15 protein-coding genes are annotated in these 15,156 nt (G+C 72.9%); 10 read left to right on the plus strand and 5 right to left on the minus strand.

What is annotated here, in order from left to right; translation table 11 throughout:
* Positions 1-36: 36 nt before the first annotated feature.
* Both E4622_RS14025 and E4622_RS14030 read left to right on the plus strand, forming a co-directional pair.
* Positions 37-1,158 (plus strand): mandelate racemase/muconate lactonizing enzyme family protein, encoded by a 1,122-nt coding sequence (locus tag E4622_RS14025; RefSeq protein ID WP_134740868.1) that lies wholly within the window; start codon positions 37-39, stop codon positions 1,156-1,158.
* Complete coding sequence (locus E4622_RS14030; protein WP_134740869.1) at positions 1,155-1,850, plus strand: FadR/GntR family transcriptional regulator; 696 nt, start codon at positions 1,155-1,157, stop codon at positions 1,848-1,850. The genes E4622_RS14025 and E4622_RS14030 overlap by 4 nt, the downstream gene beginning before the upstream one ends.
* Positions 1,851-1,852: 2 nt before the next feature.
* Here the strand turns inward: E4622_RS14030 and E4622_RS14035 are convergent, their stop codons facing one another.
* Genes E4622_RS14035 through E4622_RS14055 form a run of 5 tightly spaced genes read right to left on the minus strand, consistent with a single transcriptional unit; the run spans position 1,853 to position 6,647 of the window.
* Positions 1,853-3,118, minus strand: coding sequence for a glucarate dehydratase family protein (locus tag E4622_RS14035; RefSeq protein WP_134740870.1), 1,266 nt, complete (start codon positions 3,116-3,118; stop codon positions 1,853-1,855).
* Positions 3,115-3,510 (minus strand): universal stress protein, encoded by a 396-nt coding sequence (locus E4622_RS14040; protein WP_134740871.1) that lies wholly within the window; start codon positions 3,508-3,510, stop codon positions 3,115-3,117. Before E4622_RS14040 ends, E4622_RS14035 begins: the two co-directional genes overlap by 4 nt.
* Positions 3,507-5,039, minus strand: coding sequence for a tripartite tricarboxylate transporter permease (locus E4622_RS14045; RefSeq protein WP_134740872.1), 1,533 nt, complete (start codon positions 5,037-5,039; stop codon positions 3,507-3,509). The genes E4622_RS14040 and E4622_RS14045 overlap by 4 nt, the downstream gene beginning before the upstream one ends.
* A gap of 17 nt (positions 5,040-5,056) precedes the next feature.
* Positions 5,057-5,587, minus strand: coding sequence for a tripartite tricarboxylate transporter TctB family protein (locus tag E4622_RS14050; protein WP_134740873.1), 531 nt, complete (start codon positions 5,585-5,587; stop codon positions 5,057-5,059).
* Positions 5,588-5,642: 55 nt separating this feature from the next.
* Positions 5,643-6,647 carry a tripartite tricarboxylate transporter substrate binding protein gene (locus tag E4622_RS14055; protein WP_134740874.1) on the minus strand — a complete coding sequence of 335 codons (1,005 nt, stop codon included), beginning with the start codon at positions 6,645-6,647 and terminating at the stop codon, positions 5,643-5,645.
* Between the two features lie 121 nt (positions 6,648-6,768).
* Here E4622_RS14055 and E4622_RS14060 point away from each other — a divergent pair, with 121 nt between their 5' ends.
* The 8 genes from E4622_RS14060 to E4622_RS14095 all read left to right on the plus strand — a co-directional run bounded on the left by E4622_RS14060 (position 6,769) and on the right by E4622_RS14095 (position 15,153).
* A complete protein-coding gene (locus tag E4622_RS14060; protein ID WP_245156082.1) occupies positions 6,769-7,677 on the plus strand; it encodes a LysR family transcriptional regulator in 909 nt (302 codons plus the stop codon).
* A 115-nt stretch (positions 7,678-7,792) separates the two neighbouring features.
* Complete coding sequence (kdgD, locus tag E4622_RS14065) at positions 7,793-8,707, plus strand: 5-dehydro-4-deoxyglucarate dehydratase (RefSeq protein ID WP_134740876.1); 915 nt, start codon at positions 7,793-7,795, stop codon at positions 8,705-8,707.
* Positions 8,708-8,739: 32 nt separating this feature from the next.
* The gene (locus E4622_RS14070; protein WP_134740877.1) at positions 8,740-10,227 is read left to right on the plus strand and encodes an aldehyde dehydrogenase (NADP(+)); all 1,488 of its coding nucleotides are present in this window, start codon (positions 8,740-8,742) and stop codon (positions 10,225-10,227) included.
* 64 nt (positions 10,228-10,291) lie between these two features.
* Positions 10,292-11,617, plus strand: coding sequence for an enolase C-terminal domain-like protein (locus tag E4622_RS14075; protein ID WP_134740878.1), 1,326 nt, complete (start codon positions 10,292-10,294; stop codon positions 11,615-11,617).
* Positions 11,614-12,582, plus strand: a complete 969-nt coding sequence (locus E4622_RS14080) for a 2-hydroxyacid dehydrogenase (RefSeq protein ID WP_134740879.1) — start codon at positions 11,614-11,616, stop codon at positions 12,580-12,582. The genes E4622_RS14075 and E4622_RS14080 overlap by 4 nt, the downstream gene beginning before the upstream one ends.
* On the plus strand, positions 12,579-13,334 hold the full coding sequence (locus E4622_RS14085; RefSeq protein ID WP_134740880.1) for a sulfite exporter TauE/SafE family protein: 756 nt from the start codon (positions 12,579-12,581) through the stop codon (positions 13,332-13,334). The genes E4622_RS14080 and E4622_RS14085 overlap by 4 nt, the downstream gene beginning before the upstream one ends.
* Positions 13,335-13,411: 77 nt before the next feature.
* Positions 13,412-14,359, plus strand: a complete 948-nt coding sequence (locus tag E4622_RS14090) for an ABC transporter ATP-binding protein (protein ID WP_134740881.1) — start codon at positions 13,412-13,414, stop codon at positions 14,357-14,359.
* The gene (locus E4622_RS14095; protein ID WP_134740882.1) at positions 14,356-15,153 is read left to right on the plus strand and encodes an ABC transporter permease; all 798 of its coding nucleotides are present in this window, start codon (positions 14,356-14,358) and stop codon (positions 15,151-15,153) included. Before E4622_RS14090 ends, E4622_RS14095 begins: the two co-directional genes overlap by 4 nt.
* Positions 15,154-15,156 lie beyond the last annotated feature (3 nt).

Consider the following 15,156-nt stretch of genomic DNA (forward strand, 5'->3'; position numbering starts at 1 on the left):
TCATCATACAAGTACGTCCTCCGAGGAGACCACCCCATGCCCGCCGACCGCATCCGCTCCCTCAAGCTCTCCCACGTCGTCCTGCCGCTCCCCTCCCCCGTGAGCGACGCCAAGGTGCTCACCGGGCGCCAGAAGCCGCTGACCGAGACCGTCCTGCTCTTCGTCGAGGTCCAGACCGAGCAGGGCCACGAGGGCATGGGCTTCAGCTACTCCAAGCGCGCCGGCGGACCGGCGCAGTACCGCCACCTCGCCGAGGTCGCCGAGGTCGCGATCGGCCAGGACCCCTCCGACATCGCCAAGGTCTACGAGTCGCTGATGTGGGCCGGCGCCTCGGTGGGCCGCAGCGGCGTGGCGACCCAGGCCGTGGCCGCGCTCGACGTCGCGCTGTGGGACCTCAAGGCCCGCCGCGCCGACCTCCCGCTGGCCAAGCTGCTGGGCGCGCACCGCGACTCCTGCCGCGTCTACAACACCTCCGGCGGCTTCCTGCAGGCCTCCGTCGAGGAGATCAAGCAGAAGTCGACCGCCTCGCTGGAGGCCGGCATCGGCGGGATCAAGATCAAGGTCGGCCAGCCCGACTGGAAGGAGGACCTGCGCCGCGTCGCCGCGATCCGCGAGCACCTCGGCGACACGCCGCTGATGGTCGACGCCAACCAGCAGTGGGACCGCGCCCGCGCCCGCCGGATGTGCCGCGAGCTCGAGCAGTTCGACCTGGTCTGGATCGAGGAGCCCCTCGACGCCTGGGACGCCGTCGGTCACGCCGACCTGTCGCGCACCTTCGACACCCCCATCGCCACCGGCGAGATGCTGACGTCGGTTCCGGAGCACATGGCCCTGATCGACGCCGGCTACCGCGGCATCGTCCAGCCCGACGCCCCGCGCATCGGCGGCATCACGCCGTTCCTGCGCTTCGCCACGCTCGCCTCCCACGCGGGCCTGGCGCTCGCGCCGCACTACGCGATGGAGATCCACCTCCACCTCGCCGCCGCCTACCCGACCGAGCCCTGGGTCGAGCACTTCGAGTGGCTCAACCCGCTCTTCGACGAGCGCATCGACATCCGCGACGGGCAGATGTTCGTCCCGGACCGTCCGGGTCTCGGCTTCACGCTGAGCGAGTCGATGCGCTCCCACACCGAGGACACGGTTACGTTCGGCGCGTGACCACCACGCTCGCCCAGCGGGTCGTCGTGGGTCTGAAGTCCCGGATCCTCGACGGCACGCTCGCCCCCGGGGAGAAGCTGCCCTCCGAGGCCGACCTCATCGACGAGTACGCCGTCTCGCGGACCGTGGTCCGCGAGGCGGTGACCCGGCTGCGCGCCGAGGGGCTCGTCGAGACCTTCCAGGGGCGAGGCTCGTTCGTGCTCGCGGTGCCGGAGCCGACGACGTTCCGCGTCGAGGCCTCGGCCATCCGCACCCAGCACGACGTGCTCGCCATGCTCGACTTCCGCCTCGGCATCGAGTGCGAGGCGGCCTACCTCGCCGCCACCCACCTCACCCCCGAGGGCGCCGAGCAGGTCCGGGCGGCCCTCGAGGCCTTCTCCGCCGCGGAGCCGGGCGAGGCGGTCGAGGCCGACTTCGCCTTCCACCGCGCGGTCGCCGCGGCCACGGGCAACCGCTTCTACCTCGACCTGCTCGACTCGCTCGGCCCGATGATGATCATGCTGCCGCGCACGCGCCTGCCCGACGAGTTCTCGCACACCGACGCCGCCCACGTGGAGCGGGTCCGGCGCGAGCACGACAACGTCGGCGCCGCCGTCCTGGCCGGGGACGCCGACACCGCGCGGGCGGCCATGCGCGTCCACCTCGGCAACACCCGCCGGCGACTGATGTCGGGCGGCAGCCGCTCAGCCTGAGGTCACCAGCGCGCGGTGTTGGGGGTGAACGACGGGTCGATCGAGCGCATGTAGACGGTGTCCTCGCGGCGGCGCACCCCGCACGTGAGGTACTGCTCGTGCAGCACGCCGAGCAGGTCGCGGTCCAGCTCGACGCCGAGGCCGGGACCCGTCGGCACCGCCACCGACCCGCCCTCGAAGTCCAGCACCCCGGGCGTCACCAGGTCCTGGGTCTTCCACGGGTAGTGGGTGTCGCAGGCGTAGGTGAGGTTGGGCGTGGCCGCGGCCAGGTGCACCATCGCCGCCAGCGAGACGCCGAGGTGGGAGTTGCTGTGCATGGAGAGGCCCATGCCGAACGTGTCGGTCATGCCGGCGAGCAGGGTGGAGGCGCGCAACCCGCCCCACAGGTGGTGGTCGGACAGCACGATCTGCACGGCGTCGGCCTCCACGGCGGGCGGCAGGTGCTCGAAGGCGATCACGCACATGTTGGTCGCGAGCGGCACGTCGGTGCGCGCCGCGACGTACGACATGCCGTCGATGCCGGGGGTGGGGTCCTCGAGGTACTCCACGACGCCGCCCAGCCGCTCGGCGACCCGGACGGACGTCTCGGGGGTCCAGGCGCCGTTGGGGTCCAGGCGCAGCGGCAGGTCGGGGTACGCCGCCCGCAGGGCCTCGACGGCCGCGCACTCCTCGTCGGGGTGGAACACCCCGCCCTTGAGCTTGAGCGAGCCGAAGCCCCAGCCCTCGACCATGCGTGCGGCCTGCGCGACGATGCCGTCGGGGTCCAGCGCCTCCCCCCAGGCGTCTTCGGGGAGGCCGGGGTGGCCGGCCCACTTGTAGAAGAGGTAGCCGCTGAACGGCACCCGCTCGCGGACCGCGCCGCCGAGCAGGTCGCTCACCGGGCGGCCGACCTCGCGACCCTGCAGGTCCAGGCAGGCGACCTCGAAAGGCGAGTAGACGGTGGCGAGCGCCGAGGAGACGTCCAGCATCCCGCCGAAGGACGCCCCGGCCCCGCCGGTCTCGCGGCCGAGCACCTCGGCGACCAGCCGGCGCAGGCCGTGCAGGTCGTAGGGGTCGTGGCCGGGCAGCACGCCGGCGACCGCCTCGAGCCGGGCCAGGTGCGTCTCGTCGGCGTAGGTCTCCCCCAGCCCGAGCAGGCCGGAGTCCGTGTGGACCTCGACGATGGCGCGCAGCGCCCACGGCTGGTGCACGCCGACGACGTTGAGCAACGGCGGGTCGCCGAAGGCGACCGGGGTCACGACGACCCGGCTGATGCGCGAAGCGCTCATGCGGAGGGCTTGACCGACAGCACCGGGACGCTGGCCTCGAGCAGGATCCGCTGGGCGTCGCTGCCGAGCACCAGCTTGCCCACAGGGCTGCGGCGGCGCATGCCGATCACGATCAGGCGGGCGCCAGTCTCGGCGACGACGGACTCGAAGGTCGCGACCACGTCCGAGCCGTGCTCGGCGTGGTCGACCCGCGCGGTCACGCCGGCGGCCGCAGCGCGGGCGACGAGCGCCTCGTCGGTCTCGTGGTCGACCAGGTCGGCGTCGACGGTGGAGCCGCGGCGCGGGCTGTTGAGGATCACCACGTCGTCGCCGTGGACGGCGGCCTCGGCGAGGCCGGCCTCGAGGGCCGCCTCCCCGACGGGGGTGGGCACGTAGCCGATGAGGACGGTCATCGCAGCTCAGCTTTCTCGTCGTGGTGGTCGGGTTCGATGGTCTCGGTGACGCGGCGCCGCAGGACCCTCCTGAGCAGGGGCAGCAGCAGCACGAGCAGGAGGAAGGCCAGGATCGTCCCGGAGATCGGTCGGGTGACGAAGCCCGTCGGGTCGCCGTCGAAGATCAGCATGGAGCGGCGGAAGCTCGACTCCATCAGCGACCCGAGGACGAAGGCCAGCACCAGCGGCCCGGGCTCGAAGCCGGTCTTCTTCATCAGGTAGCCCAGGATGCCGAAGCCGATCATGAGGAAGATGTCGAAGACCGAGTTGTTGATCGTGTAGACGCCCAGGATCGTGATGAGCGCGGTGATGGGGGCCAGGATCGCGGGCCGCACCCGCAGGATCTTCACGAAGATGCCGACGAGCGGGATGCTCAGCACCAGCAGGATCAGGTTGCCGATGTACATCGAGTTGATGACGCCCCAGAACAGCTCGGGGTTCTCGTCGATCAGCTGGGGCCCGGGCGTGACGCCGACGACGAGCAGCGCGGCGAACAGCATCGCCATCGAGGCGTTGGCCGGGATGCCGATCGTGAGCAGCGGGATGAAGGACGAGGTGGCCGCGGCGTTGTTGGCCGACTCGGGGCCGGCGACGCCCTCGATGGCGCCGCGCCCGAAGCGCGAGGGGTCCTTGGCGACGCGCTTCTCGGCGGCGTACGCCGCCAGGGAGGCCATGACCGCGCCGCCGCCGGGCAGCACGCCGAGGAAGAACCCGATGACCGAGCCGCGGCCGATGGCGGGTCCGGCCTCCTTGAGGTCCTTGCGCGAGGGCCAGATGTTGGCGATCGCGGCGGGCACGTGGATCTTGCCGTGCCGCTCCTCGAGGTTGTAGAGGATCTCGCCGACGCCGAAGAGGCCCATGGCGACGACGACGAAGTCGATCCCGCCCTGGAGCTGCAGGGTGTCGAACGTGAAGCGGTTGGCGCTGGTGAAGCTGTCGGCGCCGACGGTGGCGAGCAGCAGCCCGACCGCCGCGGCGACGAGGGCCTTGACCATGTGGCCGTTGCCGACCGTGGCGACCAGCAGGACGCCGAGCAGCGCGAGGGCGGCGTACTCGGGGTCACCGAAGTCGAGGGCGTAGCCGGCGATGACCGGGCCGAGGAAGGTCAGGCCGATGATCGAGATCGTGGCACCGACGAAGGAGCCGATGGCGGCGATGCCGAGCGCGGTGCCGGCCTTGCCCTGCTTGGCGAGCGCGAAGCCGTCGAAGACGGTCACCACCGAGCTGGCCTCACCGGGGATGCGGAGCAGGACCGAGGTGATGGTGCCGCCGTACTGGGCGCCGTAGTAGATGCCGGCGAGCATGATGATCGCCGAGACCGGGTCGCCGGCGTTGTAGGCGATGGGCAGCAGGATCGCCATCGTGGCGGCCGGGCCCAGGCCCGGCAGCACGCCGATGAGCATGCCGATCAGGACGCCGATCAGGCAGTAGAGCAGGTTGGTCGGTTCGGTCACGACCGCGAAGCCGTCGAGGAAGGCGTTCCAGTCCATCGGGGTCTCCTCTCGGGTCAGAACAGGTGGGGAAGCGGGATCTTCAGGGCGTACAGGAAGAGCAGGTAGAACGCGGCGGTCGTGGCGATGGACACGACGATCGTGCTGCGCCACGTCTCACCGCCGAGGAAGCGGAGCCAGACGATGCCGAGCAGCACGGCCGGGATCTCGAAGCCGATGGTGGGCATCAGGATGCCGAGCCCGACGAACGTCGCCCCGCCGGCCAGCACCAGGAAGCTGGCCCTGGTGAACTTCTCGGCGTCGTCGAGGCGACGCCCGATGACGAGCAGGACCACACCGAGCACGGCGACCAGGATCGAGACCACGAACGGCCACAGCCCGGGGCCGGGCCGCCGGAGCGACCCGAGCCCGTAGCCGTGGGCGAGCACGGCCGCGCCGACGCCGAACGCGAGGACCACGAGGGCCGCCACCACCTGGTAGGCCGGGCCGCCGACCGGGGGCCGCTCGTCGGCCAGGTCCTGGGCGACCTCGGCCTGGAGCTCGGCCAGGATGTCCGGCTCGCCGGTGCGGGTGTCGCGCTCGCTCATGGTCCCTCGTCTCTGGACTCGCTCTGGGCTTGCTCGGGCAGGGTGGGGCGGGACGTCAGCTGGCGTCGCCCAGGTCGATGTCGTACTCCTCGACCAGGTCGGCGTAGCGCTGCTTGTCCTCCTCCAGCATGGCGAGGACCTCGTCGCCGGAGATCTCCAGGGGCGTCAGGTTGTTCTGCTTGTTGAAGGCCTGGTACTCCTCCTTCTCGAACGTCGCCTGCATCGCCTCGGCGATCGCGTCCTGCACGTCCTGCGGGGTGCCCTTCGGCACCGTCATGAAGCGGTACTGGGCCACCTCGACGTCGAGGCCCTGCTCCTGGGCGGTGGGCACGTCGGGCAGGAACTCCACGCGCTCGGGGCCGAAGACCGACAGCGGCACGATCTTGCCGGCCTCGATGTTCTCGATGGCCTCACCGACCTGCAGGCAGGCGGTGTCCACCTGGTCGCCGAGCAGGGCGGTCAGCGCGGGGGCACCGCCGTCGAACGGGATCGCCTCGGCGGGGGTGTCGTCGACCTTGAACGTCAGCGCGCAGGCGAGTTGGGCGCCGGTGCCGACACCGGTCGTGCCGTAGGTGATCTTGCCGTCGGCGTTCGCGAAGTCGTCGATCGCCTTGAAGCCGCTGCCCTTGCTGGCGACGAGGACGTAGTCGTCGCGGGACACGCCCTGGACGACCTCGAAGTCGTCGATGCTGGTGACCTCGTCCTCGCTGACGGCGAGGGGCGTGATCGCGAAGAGCGAGGCGTTCTGCACCGAGATCGTGGAGCCGTCGGCCTTGGCCTTGGCGACCTCGGCGGCGGCGAGCGCGCCGTTGGCGCCCTCGCGGTTGATCACGGGGAAGGAGCCGCCGAGCTCGTCGGAGAGACCCTCGGAGATCTGGCGGCTGATCAGGTCGGAGGACCCGCCGGCGGACGCGCCGACCGGCATCTCGACCGCACCCTGCGGGTAGTCACCGGAGTCGCTGCCGCCGCCGGCCGTGTTCGAGACACCGCCGCACGCGGTCAGTGCCAGGCTCGCGACGCCGGCGAGGGCCGCCAGGCAGGTGGTGGTGGACTTGCGCATGATGTGGCTCCTTGGGGAGTCGAGCTCTGGTCGTGGTCCTTGTGACGACTGACACTAAGGACGATCAACGATGCCCGTCCAAGCCCGTTTGGGCATGGAGTGATCTAGTCTCGGTATCGTGATGACCCTCGACCAGGTCCGCGTGTTCGTGGCCGTCGCGGAGGAGCTGCACTTCGGACGGGCCGCCGAACGGCTGCAGATGACCCAGCCTCCCCTGTCGCGCCAGATCCAGCGACTCGAGAAGGCGGTGGGCGCCAAGCTGCTCGAGCGCGACAACCGCCGCGTCGCGCTGACCGGCGCCGGCGCGGCGTTCCTCATCGAGGCCTACCGGATGCTGAACCTCGTCGAGAGCTCGGGCGACCTGGCCCGCCGCGTCGACGCGGGCGCCGCCGGCGTCGTGCGGCTCGGCTTCACCGCGGTCTCCGCGATCGCCGTGCTCGGACCGCTCCTGCGCCGGCTGACCGCCGAGCTGCCCGACGTCGAGGTGCGCCTCTCCGAGCGGGTCACCCTGGCGCAGGTCGACGGCATCCGCCGGGGCGAGCTCGACATCGGACTGGCCCGGCCGCCGTTCGACACCACCCTGCTCTCGTCGCGCGTCGTGGTGCGCGAGCCCCTGATGGCCGTCCTGCCCGAGGCCCATCCCCTGGCCGGTCTCGACCGGCCGCTCACCCCGCAGGACTTCGACGGTGAGGCGGTCATCGGCTACCACCCCGAGCAGTCGCGCTACTTCGCCGAGCTGGCCGTGCGCTTCCTCGCCAACGCCCACCCGCGCATCGAGCAGCGTGTCCACCAGGTCCTGACCGCGATCCTGCTCGCCGCCGCCGAGCGAGGTCTGGCGTTCGCACCGGCCTCGGCCGCCTCGCTGCACGTCGAGGGCGTGGTGTTCCGCGAGCTCGCGAGCGGCGGCGGCGACACCCGTCTCGACGCCGACCCCGAGCGCCCCGTCGAGCTGCACGCGATCTGGTCGCGGCGCGGCGTCTCCCCCGTCGTACGACGGGTGCTGGACGCCATCGACCCGGCGGCGCCGTGAGCCGCCCGACGTGGATGCCCTCCGGGCATCGCTGAATGCAAAAACGGGCTTGGACAGGCATCGTCGGACTTCCTAGCGTGGTGGTCGTCACTCCCCCCGCGACGAAGGAACCTCTGTGACCGACTACAGCCCCACCGACCTGGCCGCCCAGCTCAAGAGCGGCCTCCTCTCCTTCCCGGTCACGCACTTCACCGACGACCTCGAGCTCGACGAGGGCGGCTACCGCAAGCACGTGGCCTGGCTCTCCGAGCACCCGGTCGCGGGCCTGTTCGCCGCGGGCGGGACCGGCGAGGGCTTCTCGCTGACGTTCGAGGAGACCGACCGCGTGGTCCGCGCGGCCGTGGCCGAGGTCAACGGCTCCGTGCCGGTGCTCGCGCCCGCCACGGGCAGCACGCTCAACGCGATCGCCCAGGCGAAGGCCGCGGAGGCCGCGGGCGCCGACGGCCTGCTGCTGATGCCGCCGTACCTCACCGAGGCCAGCCAGGCCGGCCTGGTCGAGCACGTCAGCCGGGTCTGCGCGGCCACCGGTCTCGGCGTCGTCGTCTACAGCCGGGCCAACGCGGTCCTCAACGACGTGTCCGTCGCGGCGATCGCCGACCGCAACCCGACCCTGATCGGCTTCAAGGACGGCGTGGGCAGCATCGAGCAGATGACCCGCACCTACGCCCGCGTCGGCGACCGGCTGATCTACGTCGGCGGCCTGCCCACCGCGGAGACCTTCGCGCTGCCGCTGCTGCAGCTCGGCGTGAGCACCTACTCCTCAGCGCTCTTCAACTTCGCGCCCGCCTGGGCCATCGAGTTCTACGACGCCGTGCGCGCCCAGGACCGCGACGAGGTCTACCGTCGTCTCAACGACTTCGTGCTGCCCTACCTCGACATCCGCGACCGCACCGCCGGCTACGCCGTCTCGATCGTCAAGGGCGGGCTCACGGCCATCGGCCGCCCGGCCGGCCCGGTCCGCCCGCCGCTCGTGGACCTGCGCGAGGACGAGGTCGCCGAGCTCGGCGAGCTGATCGCCCGCATCTCCTGATCGCCCACCGCACGACCTCCCGAGAGGACGACATGACTGAGCCCCGCTCGATCATCGCCGGCGTCGACGCCGACCAGCCCGACGTCGCCGCCGCCACCACGGCCGCCGCCGAGGCGTTCGCCGGCTACCGCGCCACCACCCCCGAGCAGCGCGCCGCCTTCCTCGAGACGGTCGCGGCCGAGATCGAGGCCGACAAGGACGCGATCATCGAGGCGGCCGTCGCCGAGAGCCACCTCCCGGTGGGACGCATCACGGGCGAGGTCGGGCGCACCACCGGCCAGCTCCGCCTCTTCGCGGGTGTGGCCCGTCGCGGCGACCACCTCGGCGTGCGCATCGACCCCGCCCTGCCCGAGCGCGCTCCCCTGCCGCGCGCCGACATCCGTCAGCGCCAGGTCCCGCTGGGCCCGGTGGCGGTCTTCGGTGCCAGCAACTTCCCGCTCGCCTTCTCCACCGCCGGTGGCGACACCGCCTCCGCACTCGCCGCCGGCTGCCCCGTCGTGGTGAAGGGCCACCCGGCCCACCCGCGCGCCGGCTACCTCGTCGCGCAGGCCGTCGGCCGCGCGGTCGCGTCCTGCGGTCTGCCTGCGGGCACGTTCTCCTTCCTGCTAGGCCCCGGCTACGAGCTGGGCGAGGCGCTGGTCACCGACCCGCGCATCAAGGCCGTGGGCTTCACGGGCTCGCGCGGCGGGGGGCTCGCGCTGGTCGCCGCTGCGGCCGCCCGTCCCGAGCCGATCCCGGTCTACGCCGAGATGTCCTCGATCAACCCCGTGGTGGTCCTCCCCGGCGCGCTGGGCGGCGACGTCACCGAGCTCGCGGCGGCGTACGTCGGATCGCTCACGCTGGGTGCCGGCCAGTTCTGCACCAACCCCGGCCTGCTCTTCCTGCCGGCCGGCCCCGACGGCGACGCGTTCCTGACGGCCGCCGGCGAGGCGGTCGCCCAGGCCAGCGGCACGGTCATGCTCACCCCCGGCATCGCCGAGGCCTACCGCTCCGGCACCGACGCGCTGCGCAGCGCCGGCGGCGTGCGCGTCGTCGCCCAGGGTGACGACGCCGGCACCGACGCGCCGGCGCCCCAGCTCGTGGAGGCCACGACGCTCGCCGGGCCGGTCATCGACGAGGTGTTCGGCTACTCCGGCGTGGTCGTCCGCTTCGACGACGCCGCCGACCTGCTGCCCCACCTGGAGCGGCTCGAGGGCCAGCTCACGGCCACCGTGCACGCGACCGACACCGACGCCGAGGCCGCCCGTGCGCTGCTGCCGGTGCTCGAGCTCAAGGTCGGCCGGATCCTCTTCAACGGCTGGCCGACCGGCGTCGAGGTGGGCCACGCCATGGTCCACGGCGGCCCGTTCCCCGCGACGTCCGACTCCCGCACCACCTCGGTCGGCAGCCTGGCGATCGAGCGGTTCCAGCGCCCGGTGGCCTACCAGGACGTCCCGGACTCGGTGCTGCCCGAGGCCGTCCGCGACGACAACCCGTGGGGCCTGGTGCGCCTGGTCGACGGCGACCTCCGGCTGCCATGAGATTCACCCCACAGAGTTCTTCTCCTCCGCTGCGCTCCCCCGAACAACTCTGCGGGGGCCCCGAATGAGCGTCACGATCGCGCAGGTCGAGGTCGTCCCCGTCGCGGGCCACGACTCGATGCTGCTCAACCTCAGCGGCGCGCACGCGCCGTACTTCACGCGCAACCTCGTGATCGTCACCGACAGCGAGGGCCGCGAGGGGCTGGGCGAGGTGCCCGGCGGCGATGCGATCCGGTCGACCGTCGTCGACGCGGCCGAGCTCCTCGTGGGCCGGCCGGTGGCGACGTACCGCTCGCTGCTGCGGGAGGTCGCCCGGCGCTTCGCCGACCGCGACTCCGGCGGACGGGGGCTCCAGACCTTCGACCTGCGCACCACCGTGCACGCCGTGACCGCGGTGGAGTCTGCGCTGCTCGACCTGACCGGCCAGGAGCAGGGCGTGCCGGTGGCCGAGCTGCTCGGCGACGGCCAACAGCGCACGCACGTGCCGATGCTGGGCTACCTCTTCTACGTCGGCGACCCCGACGCCACCGACCTGCCCTACCTGCGCGAGCCCGACGGCGCCGACGACTGGGAGCGGCTGCGCCGCGAGCAGGCGCTCACCCCCGAGGCCGTCGTCCGGCTGGCCGAGGCCACGCAGGAGCGCTACGGCTTCACCGACTTCAAGCTCAAGGGCGGCGTGCTGCCCGGCGAGGAGGAGGTGGCGGCGGTCACGGCCCTGCACGAGCGCTTCCCGGACGCGCGGATCACGCTGGACCCCAACGGCGGCTGGCTGCTCGCCGACGCCGTGCGGCTGCTGAAGGGCCAGGACCACGTCCTGGCCTACGCCGAGGACCCGTGCGGCGCCGAGGGCGGCTACTCGGGTCGCGAGGTGATGGCGGAGTTCAAGCGCGCCACGGGCCTGCGCACCGCCACCAACATGATCGCCACCGACTGGCGCCAGCTGGCGCACGCGATCCGCACCGACGCCGTCGACATCCCGCTCGCCGACCCGCACTTCTGGACGATGGCGGGCTCGGTGCGCGTCGCGCAGCTGTGCCACGACTTCGGCCTCACCTGGGGCTCGCACTCCAACAACCACTTCGACGTCTCCCTGGCGATGTTCACCCAGGTCGGCGCCGCCGCCCCCGGCGAGATCACCGCCCTGGACACGCACTGGATCTGGCAGGACGGCCAGGGCCTCACCCAGGAGCCGCCGCAGATCCGCGACGGCGCGATCGAGGTGCCGACGACGCCGGGCCTCGGCGTCCGGCTCGACCGCGACAAGGTCGCCGCCGCCCACGAGCTCTACCGCGAGCACGGCCTCGGGGCGCGCGACGACGGGATCGCGATGCAGTACCTCGTGCCGGGCTGGACCTTCGACCCCAAGCGGCCCTGCCTCGTGCGCGCATGACGCGCGTGCTTCAGGTCGGCGCGCTCAAGCCCGCCCTGGCCGAGCAGCTCGCGGCGACGTACGACGCCGGCGTGCTGCCCACGGCGGCGGCCGAGCGCGAGGCCTACCTGGCTGAGCACGGCGGCCAGGTGACGGCGGTGGTGACCTCGGGTCGGTTCGGCGTGGACCGGGCGCTGATGGACCGGCTGCCGGCCCTGGGCGCCGTCGTGAGCTTCGGCGTCGGCTACGACACCACCGACGTCGCGGCCGCCGTGGAGCGCGGGATCGCGGTCTCCCACACCCCCGACGTGCTGACCGACTGCGTGGCCGACACCGCCGTGGGCCTGGCGATCGACGCCATGCGCGGGCTGTCCGCCGCGGACCGGTACGTCCGTCGCGGCGCGTGGCCCACCGACGGCGACTACCCGCTGACCCGCCGGATCTCCGGCGCCCGCGTCGGCATCCTCGGGCTGGGCCGGATCGGCCTCGCCATCGCGCGGCGGCTCGAGGGGTTCGGCTGCGCGATCAGCTACCACTCGCGGCACGAGCTCGACGGCTCGCCATACCCCTACCTGGCGACGCCGGTCGCCCTCGCCGAGGCCGTCGACCTGCTGGTGGTGGCCACCTCGGGCGGGCCGGCGTCGACGCACCTGGTCGACCGCGCCGTGCTGGAGGCGCTGGGCAGCGACGGGTTCGTGGTCAACGTCGCCCGCGGATCGGTCGTCGACGAGGATGCTCTCGTGGACCTTCTCCTCTCCGGCCGTCTGGCCGGCGCCGGGCTCGACGTCTTCGCCGACGAGCCGCACGTGCCCCAGGCCCTGCTCGACCTGGACAACGTGGTGCTGCTGCCGCACCTGGCCAGCGGCACCGTCGAGACCCGGGCCGCCATGGTCCGGCTGACGCTCGACAACCTCGAGAGCTGGATGGCGCGCGGGGAGCTCCTCACGCCCGTGCCGGAGCTGCTCGCCCCCACCACGCGCGGGTGAGCACCGGCGAGGCGCTGCTCGTCGCGCTCGCCGGGGTCGGGGCCGGGCTGACCGGGTCCGTCGCCGGGCTGGCGTCGCTGATCAGCTATCCCGCGCTGCTGGCCACCGGCCTGCCGCCGCTGGCAGCCAACGTCACCAACACCACCTCCATGCTGGGCAACGCGGTCGGCACCACGATCGGCTCGCGGCGCGAGCTGGTCGGGCAGTGGCGGCGCCTGCGCACGCTGATGGTCCTGTGCGGCGCCGGGGGCTCGGTGGGCGCCACGCTCCTGCTGGTCACGGACCCGTCGGTCTTCGAGGCGGTCGTGCCGTGGCTGGTCGCGCTGGGCGCGCTGCTGCTGCTGTTCGGCGACCGGCTGCGGGCCTGGTCGCTCGCCCGGCGCAAGGAGCCCACGGCCGCCAGCCGGTGGCGCGGCCACCTCGTGGTCGCCTCGATCGGAGTCTACGGCGGCTACTTCGGCGCGGGCGCCGGCATCATCATGCTGGCCGCGCTGGCGCTGCGCACGACCGAGCCGCTGGCGATCACCAACGCCGTCAAGAACGTCACCACCAGCACCGCCAACCTCGTCGCCGCGATCGCCTACATGGTCGTGGCGCCCGTCGACTGGGCCGCCGCGGCCGCGCTCGCCAGCGGCTCGCTGGTCGGCGGCTGGATCGGCCCGCAGCTCGTGCGGGTGCTCCCCGAGAAGCCGCTGCGGATCGGCATCGGGTTCGCCGGCCTCGGGCTCGCCACCTACCTGCTCCTGGGCTGAGCCTCCTGACAATTGTCACGACGCACCCGTGACGCGCAGGCGAGGCGACGGGGCCCCGTCGCGACCACGCTGGAGGCATGACCACCACCCCCCTCGCCGGCGAGGCCCGGCCCCCCACGACCGAGCCCGGCCGCGCCGCGCTGCTCCTCTCCGGCGTCACCCGCAGCTTCGGTGACGTCCACGCCGTCCGCGGCATCGACCTGCGCATCGAGCCCGGCGAGGTCGTCGCGTTCCTCGGCCCCAACGGCGCCGGCAAGACCACGACCCTGGACATGGTGCTCGGCCTCGGACGGCCCACCAGCGGCACGGTCGAGGTGCTCGGACTGGAGCCGCGCGAGGCGGTCTCCCGGGGGCTCGTCTCCGCGGTGATGCAGTCCGGCGGCCTGCTCAAGGACCTGACCGTGCGCGAGACCGTCCAGTACGTCGCCAGCCTGTTCCCCCACTCCCGGCCGGTCGACGCCGTGATGGAGGACGCCGGCATCACCGCGATCGCCGGCCGCGTCGTCGCCAAGTGCTCGGGCGGCGAGCAGCAGCGGCTGCGCGTGGCGCTGGCCCTGCTGCCCGACCCCGCCCTGCTCCTCCTCGACGAGCCCACGACCGGCATGGACGTCGAGGCGCGGCGCTCCTTCTGGTCGACGGTGCGCCGCGACGCCGAGCGGGGGCGCACGGTCGTCTTCGCGACCCACTACCTGGAGGAGGCCGACCAGTACGCCGACCGGATCGTGCTCGTCGCCCAGGGCCGGATCGTCGCCGACGGCACCAGCGCCGAGGTGAGGGCGCTGGCCTCCGGCCGCACCGTCCGCGCCACCCTGCCCGCGCCCTCGCTGGCGGAGCTCAGCGCGCTGCGCGACCTGCCCGGGGTCGACTCGGTCGAGGTCCGCGGCGAGCACGTGCTCGTCCAGGCCGACGACAGCGACGCCGTCGCCCGCCACCTGCTCACCCACACCCCCGCCCGCGACCTCGAGATCACCGCCCGCGGCCTCGAGGACGCCTTCCTCACCCTCACCCAGGAGCGTCCCGCATGAGCCTCACCACTCCCCCTCGCACCGGCCCCGCCATCACGGACCGACGCGTCCCGCCGCTCGGCGGCTTCAACACCACCGTGCTGGGCCTGGAGCTGCGGCGCATGCTCCGCAACCGGCGCACGCTCTTCTTCGCCCTGGTCTTCCCGGCGGCGCTGTTCCTCTCCTTCGGCAGCCAGTCCGACTGGGACCACAGCGTCGGCAACGGCAACGTCGCCGCCTACGTCATGGTCTCCATGGCCCTCTACGGCGCCGCGCTGATCGCCGCCGCCGGCGGCGCGACGGTCGCCACCGAGCGGGCCCTGGGCTGGTCGCGCCAGCTGCGGTTGACGCCGTTGCACCCGGCGGCGTACGTCGTGACGAAGGCGCTGGTCGCGCTGGCGCTCGGCGCGGTCGCCATCACCACGGTCAACCTGGTGGGCGTCGCGCAGGGCAAGCCGTCGATGGCGCTCGGCACCTGGGTCGCCTGCGGCGCCCTGACCCTGCTGTGCGTGCTGGTGTTCGCGGCGCTCGGCGTCTTCGTCGGCTACCTCGTGCCCGGCGAGAACGCCATGCAGGTGCTCGGCCCCGGCCTGGCGATCCTCGCCTTCCTCGGCAACGTGTTCATCCCCATGGACGAGGGCTCGGTCGTCTACAAGATCGCCGAGTGGACCCCGATGTTCGGCGTCGCGGAGATCAGCCGCGCCCCGCTGACGGGCGACCTGGCCTGGGGCGCGGTGCCCAACGCGGTCGGCTGGCTGGTGATCTTCGTGGTCGGGGCGGCGTGGCGCATGAGCCGCGACACCGCGCGGGTCTGAGCG

Origin of the sequence: Nocardioides sp. 503 (assembly GCF_004522095.1) — a bacterium.
GTDB lineage: Bacteria > Actinomycetota > Actinomycetes > Propionibacteriales > Nocardioidaceae > Nocardioides.

What these genes read in the sequence shown, in the direction of transcription:
- E4622_RS14070 (WP_134740877.1), top strand. Translation starts at nt 8,740, where the DNA reads ATGACTGAGCCCCGCTCGATCATCGCCGGCGTCGACGCCGACCAGCCC.
- E4622_RS14055 (WP_134740874.1), bottom strand. Translation starts at nt 6,647, where the DNA reads ATGCGCAAGTCCACCACCACCTGCCTGGCGGCCCTCGCCGGCGTCGCG.
- E4622_RS14090 (WP_134740881.1), top strand. Translation starts at nt 13,412, where the DNA reads ATGACCACCACCCCCCTCGCCGGCGAGGCCCGGCCCCCCACGACCGAG.
- E4622_RS14060 (WP_245156082.1), top strand. Translation starts at nt 6,769, where the DNA reads ATGACCCTCGACCAGGTCCGCGTGTTCGTGGCCGTCGCGGAGGAGCTG.
- E4622_RS14095 (WP_134740882.1), top strand. Translation starts at nt 14,356, where the DNA reads ATGAGCCTCACCACTCCCCCTCGCACCGGCCCCGCCATCACGGACCGA.
- E4622_RS14025 (WP_134740868.1), top strand. Translation starts at nt 37, where the DNA reads ATGCCCGCCGACCGCATCCGCTCCCTCAAGCTCTCCCACGTCGTCCTG.
- E4622_RS14045 (WP_134740872.1), bottom strand. Translation starts at nt 5,039, where the DNA reads ATGGACTGGAACGCCTTCCTCGACGGCTTCGCGGTCGTGACCGAACCG.
- E4622_RS14035 (WP_134740870.1), bottom strand. Translation starts at nt 3,118, where the DNA reads ATGAGCGCTTCGCGCATCAGCCGGGTCGTCGTGACCCCGGTCGCCTTC.
- E4622_RS14050 (WP_134740873.1), bottom strand. Translation starts at nt 5,587, where the DNA reads ATGAGCGAGCGCGACACCCGCACCGGCGAGCCGGACATCCTGGCCGAG.
- E4622_RS14040 (WP_134740871.1), bottom strand. Translation starts at nt 3,510, where the DNA reads ATGACCGTCCTCATCGGCTACGTGCCCACCCCCGTCGGGGAGGCGGCC.
- E4622_RS14075 (WP_134740878.1), top strand. Translation starts at nt 10,292, where the DNA reads ATGAGCGTCACGATCGCGCAGGTCGAGGTCGTCCCCGTCGCGGGCCAC.
- E4622_RS14080 (WP_134740879.1), top strand. Translation starts at nt 11,614, where the DNA reads ATGACGCGCGTGCTTCAGGTCGGCGCGCTCAAGCCCGCCCTGGCCGAG.